We start from the raw sequence: 11,861 nt of genomic DNA on the forward strand, positions 1-11,861 counted from the left end.
CGCCGCTTCGCGGGTCGCTGCCCCCCGAGGGGGCTGTTTCGCCTTGGGGCGGCCCGGCGGCGAAACGCCCTTCTATGAATCAACTTCAAGTTTTTCTGCCCTGCGCCGCCGGCGTGGAGGACATGCTCGCCGCCGAGGTGAAACGCATCACCGGCGTGGACGCGCCGCACAAGGCGCGCGGCGGTGTGGCGCTCAACGCCTCGTGGCGCGACGCCATGCGCCTGAACCTGCACAGCCGCCTCACGCAGCGGGTGCTGGTGCAGCTCTGGCACGGCGACTACCGCAGTGAACAAGACCTCTACCACGCCGCCAGCGACGTGGCCTGGGAGATCTGGTTCACGCCGGCGCAGACCATCAAGGTGGAGATCACCGCGCAGCACAGCCCGCTGACCAGCCTGAACTTCGCCGCGCTGAAGGTGAAAGACGCGATCTGCGACCGCTTCCGCGAGAAGCGCGGCGAGCGCCCCAGCGTCAACACCACCTGGCCCGACGTGCGCATCTACGTGCACCTGACCACCGACACGGTGAGCCTGTACATCGACACCTCGGGCGAACCGCTGTTCAAGCGCGGCTGGCGCGAGGACAAGGGCGACGCGCCACTGAAGGAAACCCTGGCCGCGGCCATGATCGCCGCCACCGGCTGGGACGCCTGCGCCGACCAGCCGCTGGACGCCATCGTGCCGCTGTACGACCCTTGCTGCGGCAGCGGCACGGTGGTGATCGAGGCCGCGCAGATCGCGCTCAACATCGCGCCCGGCCTGCTGCGCCGTTTCGCGTTCGAGAAACTGCTGCCCTTCCAGCCGCACGTGTGGCAACCCATTCTGGAAGACGCCGAGCGCCAGCAGCGCGAATGGCCCGAAGGCCACGCGCCCATCGTCTTCGGCAGCGACGTGTCCTTCCGCATGGTCGACTTCGCGCAGCGCAACGCCGAGCGCGCGGGTGTGGCCCATGCCATCGAGCTGCGTGGTGGCGACGCCCTGCAGCGCATGCCGCCCAGCGACCGGCCCGGCGTGATGCTGCTCAACCCGCCGTACGGCGAGCGCATTGCCGCCGCCGGCGTGGCCGGGCAAAGCTCGGAGGACCGCGCCAGCGCCCGCGCCCAGCGCATGGCACCGCGTGAACCACGCACGTTCACGGTCGGCAAGGCGGCGCCACCCCCGCCCGGACTCGGCAGGGAAAGCGCCCAGATGCCTGATGGCGGGGACGGCAGCGACTTCTTCAACCAGCTCGCCGCCCACTGGAAGAGCCACTACGCCGGCTGGACCGCCTGGCTGCTCACGCCCGATCTCAAGCTGCCCGGCAAGATGCGCTTCAAGGAATCGCGCCGCGTGCCCCTGTGGAACGGCCCGATCGAATGCCGCCTGTTCCGCTTCGACCTGACCGCAAGGCGGGAGGCAACCCCGCCGCGCTCCGCGCGTCCCCCGGAAGGGGGCGATGTCTAGGACCGGCGAAGCCGGATCCGCGACATCTCTGGACCGAGAGGCCTCGCTCGTGAACCCGCTCGTGCTCGACACCAACATCGCGCTCGACCTGTTCGTCTTTGAAGACCCGGCCACCGAACCGCTGCGCGCGGCCCTGGCCGGAGGCGAATGGCTGGCCACCGCCGCCATGCGTGAAGAACTCGTGCGCGTGCTGGCCTACCCGCAGATCGCACGCCGCCTGACAGCGCAGGCCCGGCCCGCGCAGGATGTGCTCGACGCCTTCGACCGCTGCACACACCTCGTGCCCGACGCACCCAAGGCCGCCTACACCTGCAAAGACCCTGACGACCAGAAGTTCATCGACCTCGCCACGGCCCACCGCGCCACACTGGTCAGCAAGGACGACGCGGTGCTGTGCATGGCCAGGCGGCTGGCGCGCGTGGGCGTCAACGTTTGTCGAGAGTGGAGTCCCAGCCATGTGGATTGAAATTCGCCAGCTGTCCCTCGTCGCCTGCGCCTTGTGCTGCGCCCATGCCTGGGCCATCCCGCGTTGCGAACTCAATGGTGAAAGCGTGAGCCCCTACAACGGCAACACCACCGCCGGCAAGAGTGGCCTGATGCGCTGCGTCAACGACGACGGCCAGGTACGGAGACTCGAGCAGACGCTGCGCGAGGGCCGCATCGTCGGCCCGGTGGTGATGGTGCTGGCCGACGGTGAGCGTCGCGAATACAGCGTCAACGAACGCGGCAACCGCGACGGCCTGGCGCGCACGTTCGATGGCAAGGGCACGCTGCGCAAGGAAGAGAACCTGGAAGACGGCAGTGCCGTGGGCGTGCAGAAAAGCTTTGCCGAAGCCGGTCACCTGCAGGCGCTGCATTTCGCGGCCGGGCGGCGCACCGTGCTCACCATCGCCTGGCTGGCCGACGGCAGCTTGACCGAGCTGCGCTGTGCCGCCGTGACGCTGGTGCCGCAAGACCGCGAGGTGTGTGGTCACGCGGGCCGCGCCAGCGACGTCACGCTGTACCGCGAAGCGGGCCAGCCCGCGGGCACCGTGAGCTACCTGAAAGGCCAATTGCAGCGCCTGACTGTGCTGGATCGCGAAGGTCGACTCGTGCGCACCGAAGAGCTCAGGGAGGGCCGGCGCATCAAGCGGGTGTTCTACCCATCGGGCAAGCCGCGCTCCGAGGCCGACTTCATCGAACGCGACCCCAACAGCCGCGAGGGCCGCGAGGGGGTCGCGCGCGAGTGGGCCGAGAGCGGTCAACTCACGCAGGAAACCAGCTGGGCCGACGGCCACGAGCAGCGCATCCACCAGTGGTACCTGAACGGCAAGCAGAAGCTGCGCCAGCAGATCCGCCGCGACGGCCGCAACCAGGAGCGCACCACCGAGAGTTTCTGGGACAACGGCCTGCCCGCGGCGGTGAACAACGAGCGCAACGGCCATCTGCAAGGCTGGCAGAAATACTTCACCGAAGCGGGTGTGCTCGCGCGCGAAGACGAACATGGCGAGCGCGGCGTGTTGTTGCGCCGCAAGCACTACGGTGCGCAAGGTGTGTTCGAGCGCGAGGAGCGATTCCTGGAAGACGGTTCGCGCATCTGATCCGCGACAGTCGGGGTTGCAACAACACGAGGAGCGCAACATGGTCATTCGCGTGGTTCGGCTGGGCAGCGACAGGGTGGTGGGCGAAGGCACCCGCATCGGCACCGTGCGACGCCCGCCGCGCGGCGTGCCCAGGACCGCGTTCGCCTCGGGCAACTGGTACGACGTGTGGTACCCCAACCTCGCGCCCAGCGTGGACACCATGAAGCTCGGGCAGGAGGCCCGCACGCCTGCGCAGTGGCTGGCCTTCACACGCAAGTACCGCGCCGAGATGGCCACGCCTGACAACGCGCGCAACATCGAGTTGCTCGCGACACTTTCGCACCAGACGGATTTTTCAGTGGGGTGCTACTGCGAGCACGAATCGCACTGCCACCGCTCGGTGCTGCGCGAACTGCTGCTGGAGAAAGGCGCGAAGGTGGAACCATGAGCATGACCGACCTTCTGATGCTCTTCACCGCCTTGGGCGCGGCCACGGTGGGCGGTGTGTTCTTCGCCTTCTCCAGCTTCGTGATGAAGGCGCTGGCGCAGTTGCCCGCGGCCCAGGGCGTGGCGGCCATGCAGCGCATCAACGTCGTCGTGATCAACCCGTGGTTCATGGGCGCCTTCATGGGCACACTGCTGCTGTCCATCGCGTGTGTGGTGGTGGCTGGCCTTCTGTGGAGCGCGCCGCGCTCGGCCTGGCTGCTCGCGGCCGGCCTGCTGTACGCCGTGGGCACCTTCGGCGTCACCATGGTCTTCAACGTGCCGCGCAACGATCGTCTGGCGCGCCTTGACGCCGCGTCTGCGGAGGCGGCGGTCTACTGGCCGGTTTATGTGCGCGAATGGATCTTCTGGAACCATGTGCGCACCGCGGCGGGCCTGGTGTCCGCGGCATGTGCAGTCCTGGTCTGGACCCGGTGATGCTCTTGCACCCGAAGGCGTCGATCCCAAGGCCCGACGGGGCCTGATTCAGCCCAACCCGAACCGGTCCGCATGCGCCTGCGGCCAGTAGATGGTGAACACCGCGTGCTGGCCGGTCAGGTCGTGCAGCAGGGCGCCGGGCAGGGTTTCGGGCAGCAGGTTGGCGAGCAGGCGCACCTCGTTCTGGTTGACGCGGCGCACCAGGTGGTGGGCGGTGATCTCGCCGGGGTGTTGCAGGCCGGCGGCCTGGATGAGTTCCTGCAAGGCCACGAGCGTGCGCTGGTGAAACTGGTGCACGCGCTCGGCCTTGTCGGGCACCACCAGCGCTTGCTGGCGCACCGGGTCCTGGGTGGTCACGCCCGTGGGGCATTGCCCGGTGTGGCAGCTCTGGGCCTGGATGCAGCCCAGCGCAAACATGAAGCCGCGTGCGCTGTTGCACCAGTCGGCGCCGATGGCCATGGCGCGCACGATGTCGAAGGCGCTGATCACCTTGCCCGCGCAACCGATCTTGATGCGGTCGCGCAGGTTCACGCCCACCAGCGTGTTGTGCACCAGGCGCAGGCCTTCCTGCAGCGGTGCGCCCACGTGGTCGGTGAATTCCAGGGGTGCCGCACCGGTGCCTCCCTCGGCGCCATCGACCACGATGAAGTCGGGCGTGATGCCGGTGGCCAGCATGGCCTTGACGATGGCGAACCACTCCCACGGGTGGCCGATGCACAGCTTGAAGCCCACCGGCTTGCCGCCGGAGAGTTCACGCAGTCGGACGATGAAATGCATCAATTCGATGGGCGTGGAGAACGCGCTGTGAGCGGCGGGTGAGATGCAGTCCTGGCCGGCGATCACGCCGCGCGCGGCCGCGATCTCGGGCGTGACCTTGGGCCCCGGCAACACACCGCCGTGCCCCGGCTTGGCGCCCTGGCTGAGCTTGATCTCGACCATCTTCACCTGCGGGTCCATGGCGTTGGCCTTGAAGCGGTCGGGGCTGAAGTGGCCGTTTTCGTCGCGGCAGCCAAAGTAGCCCGAGCCGACTTCCCAGATCAGGTCGCCACCGTGCAGCCGGTGGTAGGCGGAGATCGAACCTTCGCCGGTGTCGTGCGCAAAGCCGCCGCGCCTGGCACCGGCGTTGAGTGCCTGGATCGCGTTGGCCGAGAGCGCTCCGAAGCTCATGGCCGAAATGTTGAACACGCTGGCCTCATACGGCTGCGTGCAGCCCGGCCCGCCGATGGTCAGGCGAAAGTCGTGCGAGGCAATCAGGCTGGGCGCCATCGAGTGGTTGAGCCACTCGTGGCCGGTGGCGTTCTGATCCACCTGCGTGCCAAAGGGGCGCTTGTCGGTCTCGCCCTTGGCGCGCGCGTAGGCCAGGCTTCGCTGACTGCGCGAGAACGGTGTGGTTTCGTTGTCGCTTTCCAGAAAGTACTGCCGGATCTCGGGGCGGATCTTCTCCAGCATGAAGCGCAGATGGCCGATGACGGGGTAGTTGCGCAGCACCGAGCTTTTCGTCTGCCGCAGGTCGTGCAGGCCCAGCACCGACAGGCCGGCGAACAGCAGAAACCAGCCACCCCCGATGCCGAAAGCCACCAGCGTGAACAGGCTCAGGAGCGCCACCAGCAGACACAAGGCCAGCGCGGTGTAGCGCACGGGATACAGGGCATTGAGGCGATCGAGCATGTGTGTGCGGAGATGAAAGGAGGGTGTACGGGCAAATTAGTGCGGAAGCGGTATTGGTACGGTGTCGAGCGGATTGAAAAATGGCCATCTTCGCACTCCCGGCCGTCGATCGGCCCTGAAGGTGGCGCACTTTTCCCTTTCTCCCGGAGGGATCGGCCCACTTTCCACCCACCTGGTTGGCCGTCCATGCGCTCTGCTCCGTACACCTCCTGGTTCCTGATGACCGCCTTGCTGGCCATGGCCGGCATGGCGGCCGCTCAGCCGTTACCCGATGCCGGGCAGATCCAGCGCGAGGTCTTGCCTCGGCCCACGGCGCCGGTGCCTGTGGCGCCACCCATCGACATCCGTGAACCCGCCAACGGTGCGAGCGCCGCGGGCGGCGCGCGGTTCGTGGTCACGGCCGTGGTCCTGCGGGGCAACACGGTGTTGTCCACCGACGAACTGCTCGCGTTGGTGGCCGTCCTGCCCGGCCCGGGGCGCACCCTGGCCGATGTGCAAGCCGCCGCGTGGCGCATCACGGCCCACTACCGCGCACAAGGCTACCCGGTGGCGCGCGCCTTCGTGCCGGCGCAAGACGTCACCGCCGGCGAGGTGCGCATCGACGTGCTCGAAGGCCGCATCGACCGCGTGGAGCTGCACAACAGCAGCCGCCTGAGCGATGCGGCCTTGTCCGCCACGCTGGGCGGCGTGCAGGCCGGCGAGGTCATCGCCACCGCACCCATCGATCGTGCCCTGCTGCAGTGGAGCAGCACGCCCGGTGTGGGCGCGGCGCGCGCCACCCTGCAGCCCGGTGAACGCGTGGGCACTTCGCGGCTGGGCCTCGAGTTCGATGCCGCGCCGCTGGCACAGGGCAGCGTGGCGCTGGACAACCACGGCAGCAATTACACCGGCCGCGCCCGCCTGGCCGGCCTGTTGCAGATCAACAGCCCGCTGGGCCTGGGCGATCAGCTCGGTCTGGCGGCCCTCACCAGTGGCCACGGCCTGCGCCATGGCCGCATCGCCTACGAGCTGCCGGTGGCCAGCGCCGGCACGCGCGCCGGCCTGGTGCACCAGGAAACACGCTACCGCCTGGGCGGTGATTTCGCCGCACTGCAGGCCAGCGGTCGGGCCCGGAGCAGCCGCGCTTTCGTGAGCCATCCGTTCGTGCTCACGCCCATCAGCCGCATCAGCGCCACGTTGACCTCCGTCGACCAGTCGCTGCACGACCGGGTCGATGCTGTCGCGGTGGCCACCGACAAATCGCTGGCAACGGTCAGCGGCGCCTTGCGCGGCAGCTGGAACGATCTGGCCGGCGAGCGCCTGTCCACCGCCGATCTGCAGATCGTGAGCGGCCGCCTGCGCATCCAGAGCCCGGCCGCCGCCGCGCAGGACGCCGGCACGGCGCGCACGCAGGGCCACTTCACCCGTTGGGAATGGGAGCTCAGCCACCTGCAGCGCGTGGCTACGCATTCGCAGATCTTCGTGGCCCACGCCGGCCAGCGCGCCAGCCGCAACCTCGACAGCGCCGAGAAGTTCGCCATCGGCGGCCCGCGCGCGGTGCGCGCCTACGCCAGCGGTGAAGCCAGTGGCGACGAGGCCGACCGCCTCACCCTGGAGTGGCGGCAAAGCCTCTCGCCCGCGCTGCAGGGCGTCGTGTTCTACGACATCGGACGCGTGGTCTACAACCGCAAACCCTTCGATCCCGGCGCCGCCACCCACCGCACGCTCTCGGGCGTGGGCATGGGCCTGAACGCCGAAGGGTCTGTCGCGGGCCTGCCGCTGAACCTGCAAACCACGTTGGCCTGGCCGCTGCTCGGACGCCCGACGCGGGGCAACGTACCCACGCTCTGGTTCACCCTGAACGCGCGTTTCTGAACCTCTTCCTGGAGCGCACCTTGCCCTGCGCTTTCTCGCCTCACCGTCTCAACCGAAAGCCCGCACCATGAACCGCACCCATCGCCTCGTCTGGAACACGACCCGCTGCACCTGGCAAGCCGTGAGCGAAACCGCTGCCGCGCGCGGTCCGGGCGGGGGCCTGCGCAGGGCAGCGCGCCGCCAGGCCCGCGGGCTGGCCGCGCTGGCGTTGGCCTGCGCCGGCACCGCCGCCCTGGCCGGCCCGCAAGGCGGGCAGGTCACGCTGGGCAGCGCCAGCGTGGCGCAATCGGGCAGCACCACCACCATCACCCAGACCAGTGCGCAGACCGCCATCGACTGGCAAAGCTTCAGCGTGGACGCGGGCGAGACCGTGCGCTTCGTGCAGCCCGGCGCGCAATCGGTGGCGCTCAACCGCGTGCTCGGCACCGAGGCCAGCCACATCCTGGGCCGGTTCAGCGCCAACGGCCAGGTGTTCCTGCTCAACCCCAATGGCGTGCTGTTCGGCACCAGCGCACGGGTCGACGTCGGCGGTTTGGTGGCCAGCACGCTGTCGCTGTCCAACGAAGACTTCGCCGCCGGGCGCATGCAGCTCAGAGGCACCAGCACCGGCAGCGTGAGCAACGCCGGGCAGATCACCGCCGCCGAAGGCGGCTACGTGGTGCTGGCCGCGCCGCAGGTGCACAACAGCGGCACCATCAGCACGCACCTGGGGCACAGCGTGCTGGCCGCGGGCGAACACGTCACGCTGCAGCTGCAGGGCGGGGGCCTGCTGGGTTACCGCATCGAGCGCGGCGCGCTGCAGGCCCTGGTCGAGCAGGCCGGCCACATCAGCGCCGACGGTGGCGCCATCCTCATCGAAGCCAAGGCGCTGGACGCACTGGCCAGCGCGGTCGTCAACCACAGCGGCATCAGCCAGGCGCGCACCGTGCAGGAGCGCGAGGGCCGCATCGTGTTGCTGGGCGACATGGCCGTGGGTCGCACCCACGTGGACGGCACGCTGGATGCCTCGGCCTCCGAGGGCGGCAACGGCGGTTTCATTGAAACCAGCGCGGCCACGGTGAAGGTGGCCGACGGTGCACGCATCACGACCTCGGCAGCGCAAGGCACGGCGGGCACCTGGCTCATCGACCCGACCGACTTCACCATCGCCGCCACCGGCGGCGACATCAGCGGCGCAACGCTGAGCGCCGCACTGGCCAGCAGCAACGTGGTGCTCGACAGCACCGCGGGCGCACAGGACGGCGCAGGCGACCTGTTCGTGCGCGACCAGGTGAGCTGGAGCGCCAACCGCCTCACGCTGCGCGCGCAGCGCGACATCCACCTCTACCAGGACCTGGTGGGCTCGGGCAGCGCGCAGTTGACGATGGCCTATGGCTTGGCCAGCGACACCGGCGCGGGCAGCGACTACCACCTGCACAACGCCACGCGCGTGTACCTGCCCGAGGGGCTGAACCTGAGCCTGCAGCAGGGCCGGCTGGGCACGGACCGGACCTACCAAGTGATCACGCAGGGCTCCGGCTTCACCGGCATCAACAACGACCTCACCGGGCACTACGCGCTCGGCGGGTCGATCAGCGGTGTGAGCGCCACAGAAAACGTCATCGGTGGCGAGTTCACCGGGCAGTTCCACGGGCTGGGCCATCAACTGGTCGGGTTCTCGGTCAGCGCCAGCGGTGCAGGCCGTGATTTCTATGTTGGGATGTTCCGCGTGGTGGGCACAGCGTCCGTTCTGCGCGACTTCCAGTTGATCAATGGCTTGTTTTTCTTGACGGGCGCAGAACTTGGCGTCACCAACTACTTTGGCACGCTGGCTGCGATCAACAACGGCCTGATTCACAAGGTGTATTCCAACAGCCGGTTCTACAACTCCGGCGACTTTCAAGCCGGGGGCGGCCTGGTGGCCATCAACAACGGCACCATACGGCAGTCTCAAGTCGATCTTGGCTTTGGCTTTACCTCGACAGGTCTCCATGCCAACTGGCTTTCCAACAATGGTGGCAGTCCTGTAGGGCAGATCGCGGGCATCAACACGGGTTTGATCGAGGACAGCGTGGGTTCCAGCCGTGTCAGCACCTCCGCACCCGATTACACCAGCGTCTTCATCGGCCTTGTGGGCAGCAACACCGGCACCCTCAACCGCTCCTACGCCACCTTTCCCGACAACCAGGTCCACGACAACAACATCGCGCGCACGCTGACCGAGGCCGAGATGAAGCAGGCCGCCACCTACGCCGGCTGGAGCATCGGCAGCGACGCCGACGGCGATTCGGTCTGGCGCATTCACGAGGGTGAGTCCACCCCGCTGCTGCGCGACTTTCGCCGTCGCGTGGACATGCAGACCCAGTTGACCTTCAACGGCGAGACCCAGGCCGAAGGCAGCGTCAGCGGGCGCGATGCCGGCTTCTACGCCGCCACCATCGACATGAAGCCGCTCGGCCAGGAAGTCACCGGTGGCCTGACCATCACCCCCGCGCTGCTGAGCGTGAGCAGCACCGACGTGAACCGCATCTACGACGGCAGCACGGACGCCACCGGCGCGGCGGCGCGCATCGTGAGCGGCCAACTCTTCGGCGCCGACAGCCTGAGCGGCGGCAGCTTCGCCTTCACCGACCGCCATGTGGGCACCGGCAAGACCGTGAACGTGCAAGGCGTCACCGTCGTGGACGGCAACGGCGGGGCCAACTACGCGCTCACGCTGGTCGACAACACCAGCAGCTCAATCGCTGCAGCGCCGTTGCAGCTCAGTGTCGACCCCACCAGCAAGGTCTACGACGGCACCACCGATGCCACCACCACCTGGCACTTGAGTTCGGGCAGCCTGTTCGGCACAGACACGCTGGACAGCGCGCGCCTGAGCTTCGACACCCGCCACGCGGGCGACAACAAGCGCCTGCTGCTGAGCGATGCGGTGCTCAGCGACGGCAACGGCGGGGCCAACTACACGCTCACGCTGGCCGACAATGCCGGCAGCAACATCACACCTGCCCCCTTGGTGCTCACGGCCGATGCCGCCTACAAGGCCTACGACGGCAACACCGATGCGCAGACCACCTGGCACGTGAGTTCGGGCACGCTCTTCGGCACCGACGCGCTGAGCAGCGTGGCCCTGAGCTACGACACGGCCGAGATCGGTATCAACAAAACCCTGCACCTGAGCGAGGCCGTGCTGGCCGACGGCAACGGCGGCGCCAACTACACGATCACCCTGGCCGACAACGCGGACAGCCGCATCGCTGCCGCCAATGCCGGAACCCTGCGCCTGGCACAGGCCGTGGCAGCCGTAAGGCAGGCGCCGCAACCCGATCCTGCTCGGGTGCCCAATGGGCAGGACATCGGGACCGTGGGCGTGGTCGAGCACCTGCTGGTGGTGGACTGCGGCATCCAACTGCCGCCCGGTGCTTCCACCGACAACTGCCACTCCGAGCGCCTTCTCGCTCGAAAGCCCGCCCTCTGAACCGCACCCACCGCGGCGCCATCGGGTACGTCGAGCGCCGACCGTCGTTGATTCAGGGCGCGCGGCTAAACTGGCAGCCTTTCAGCCAGGCCCCGCGCCCATGAGCACCCCCACATCCACCCCCCTCGAATCCACCGACTTCGACACGCTCGACGCCATCCTCGACGACCTGCGCACACGCGGCGAAGACGTGCCGCAATGGGAGTTCTGCGAAGGCGCCATGGCCGCGCTGCTGTGCACGCGCCGCCCGGTGGAGCCGGCGGAGTTCCTGCCCATGCTGCTGGGCACCGGTCCGCTGCCCACCGCACCCCAGGAAGACGGCACCCACTTCGCCAACACCGCGCAGTTTGAGCAGTTCATGGCGCTGTGGGCGCGTCGCAGCGCCGAGGTGTCGGCCTCCCTGGCCGCGCCGGTGGAGACGCTGGAAGACGAGCGCAGCTACCACCCCGAGCTGATGGACGTGCGCGGTGCCGTGGCCGCCCTGCCCGAAGCCGAGCGCGCCGACTTCAAAGACCAGGAACTGCCGGCCTACGCGCAGGTGTGGGCATTGGGCTTCATGTTCGTGGTGGAGAACTGGCCCGAAGACTGGGAGCCGCCGCGCGACAAGGACACCGCTGCCTGGATCGACGAGGCGCTGGACCACGTGGTGGCCCTGACCGAAGACGACACCGGCACGCCCACGGTGAACATGCACGCCGAGGACGGCCCGCCGAGCGTGAGCGACGAGCGCCTCAACGCGTTCGGTGCGGCCATCTGGGCGGTGTATGACCTGGCCCAGATCGGCCGAAGCCTGGGGCCGCGCGTGGAACCGGTTCGCAAGACCGAGACGCCAGGGCGCAACGACCCTTGCCCCTGTGGCAGCGGCAAGAAATACAAGAAGTGCCACGGGGCCTGACCCAGCCCAACGGCTTGAGGATCTGGCGACGTCCCATCTCTCAAGCCCCATCCGGTACAACCCGA

At 68.4% G+C, this 11,861-nt stretch carries 9 protein-coding genes; 8 read left to right on the forward strand and 1 reads right to left on the reverse strand.

Features of this window, described 5'->3' with window-relative positions:
* The first annotated feature begins 74 nt into the window (after positions 1 to 74).
* From V6M63_RS08870 to V6M63_RS08890, 5 genes are read left to right on the forward strand one after another with little or no spacing between them, the layout of a single operon-like run.
* Positions 75 to 1,442 (forward strand): THUMP domain-containing class I SAM-dependent RNA methyltransferase, encoded by a 1,368-nt coding sequence (locus V6M63_RS08870; protein WP_332741226.1) that lies wholly within the window; start codon positions 75 to 77, stop codon positions 1,440 to 1,442.
* Positions 1,443 to 1,491: 49 nt separating this feature from the next.
* Positions 1,492 to 1,908 carry a PIN domain-containing protein gene (locus tag V6M63_RS08875; RefSeq protein WP_332741227.1) on the forward strand — a complete coding sequence of 139 codons (417 nt, stop codon included), beginning with the start codon at positions 1,492 to 1,494 and terminating at the stop codon, positions 1,906 to 1,908.
* Positions 1,898 to 3,022, forward strand: coding sequence for a toxin-antitoxin system YwqK family antitoxin (locus V6M63_RS08880; RefSeq protein WP_332741228.1), 1,125 nt, complete (start codon positions 1,898 to 1,900; stop codon positions 3,020 to 3,022). Before V6M63_RS08875 ends, V6M63_RS08880 begins: the two co-directional genes overlap by 11 nt.
* Positions 3,023 to 3,062: 40 nt before the next feature.
* Complete coding sequence (locus V6M63_RS08885) at positions 3,063 to 3,452, forward strand: DUF488 domain-containing protein (protein WP_332741229.1); 390 nt, start codon at positions 3,063 to 3,065, stop codon at positions 3,450 to 3,452.
* Positions 3,449 to 3,925 carry an anthrone oxygenase family protein gene (locus tag V6M63_RS08890; RefSeq protein WP_332741230.1) on the forward strand — a complete coding sequence of 159 codons (477 nt, stop codon included), beginning with the start codon at positions 3,449 to 3,451 and terminating at the stop codon, positions 3,923 to 3,925. The genes V6M63_RS08885 and V6M63_RS08890 overlap by 4 nt, the downstream gene beginning before the upstream one ends.
* A gap of 48 nt (positions 3,926 to 3,973) precedes the next feature.
* Here V6M63_RS08890 and V6M63_RS08895 read toward each other — a convergent pair whose 3' ends face one another.
* Positions 3,974 to 5,593, reverse strand: a complete 1,620-nt coding sequence (locus V6M63_RS08895; RefSeq protein WP_332741231.1) for an FMN-binding glutamate synthase family protein — start codon at positions 5,591 to 5,593, stop codon at positions 3,974 to 3,976.
* 186 nt (positions 5,594 to 5,779) lie between these two features.
* On the opposite strand from V6M63_RS08895, the gene V6M63_RS08900 reads away from it, so the two are divergent.
* The 3 genes from V6M63_RS08900 to V6M63_RS08910 all read left to right on the forward strand — a co-directional run bounded on the left by V6M63_RS08900 (position 5,780) and on the right by V6M63_RS08910 (position 11,796).
* Positions 5,780 to 7,447 carry a ShlB/FhaC/HecB family hemolysin secretion/activation protein gene (locus V6M63_RS08900; protein WP_332741232.1) on the forward strand — a complete coding sequence of 556 codons (1,668 nt, stop codon included), beginning with the start codon at positions 5,780 to 5,782 and terminating at the stop codon, positions 7,445 to 7,447.
* A 67-nt stretch (positions 7,448 to 7,514) separates the two neighbouring features.
* On the forward strand, positions 7,515 to 10,901 hold the full coding sequence (locus V6M63_RS08905) for a two-partner secretion domain-containing protein (RefSeq protein ID WP_332741233.1): 3,387 nt from the start codon (positions 7,515 to 7,517) through the stop codon (positions 10,899 to 10,901).
* A gap of 100 nt (positions 10,902 to 11,001) precedes the next feature.
* A complete protein-coding gene (locus V6M63_RS08910) occupies positions 11,002 to 11,796 on the forward strand; it encodes a YecA/YgfB family protein (protein ID WP_332741234.1) in 795 nt (264 codons plus the stop codon).
* Positions 11,797 to 11,861 lie beyond the last annotated feature (65 nt).

This window comes from Hydrogenophaga sp., assembly GCF_036675665.1.
Classification (GTDB): Bacteria; Pseudomonadota; Gammaproteobacteria; order Burkholderiales; family Burkholderiaceae_C; genus Hydrogenophaga.

What these genes read in the sequence shown, in the direction of transcription:
- V6M63_RS08870 (WP_332741226.1), top strand. Translation starts at nt 75, where the DNA reads ATGAATCAACTTCAAGTTTTTCTGCCCTGCGCCGCCGGCGTGGAGGAC.
- V6M63_RS08910 (WP_332741234.1), top strand. Translation starts at nt 11,002, where the DNA reads ATGAGCACCCCCACATCCACCCCCCTCGAATCCACCGACTTCGACACG.
- V6M63_RS08895 (WP_332741231.1), bottom strand. Translation starts at nt 5,593, where the DNA reads ATGCTCGATCGCCTCAATGCCCTGTATCCCGTGCGCTACACCGCGCTG.
- V6M63_RS08885 (WP_332741229.1), top strand. Translation starts at nt 3,063, where the DNA reads ATGGTCATTCGCGTGGTTCGGCTGGGCAGCGACAGGGTGGTGGGCGAA.
- V6M63_RS08890 (WP_332741230.1), top strand. Translation starts at nt 3,449, where the DNA reads ATGAGCATGACCGACCTTCTGATGCTCTTCACCGCCTTGGGCGCGGCC.
- V6M63_RS08905 (WP_332741233.1), top strand. Translation starts at nt 7,515, where the DNA reads ATGAACCGCACCCATCGCCTCGTCTGGAACACGACCCGCTGCACCTGG.
- V6M63_RS08900 (WP_332741232.1), top strand. Translation starts at nt 5,780, where the DNA reads ATGCGCTCTGCTCCGTACACCTCCTGGTTCCTGATGACCGCCTTGCTG.
- V6M63_RS08880 (WP_332741228.1), top strand. Translation starts at nt 1,898, where the DNA reads ATGTGGATTGAAATTCGCCAGCTGTCCCTCGTCGCCTGCGCCTTGTGC.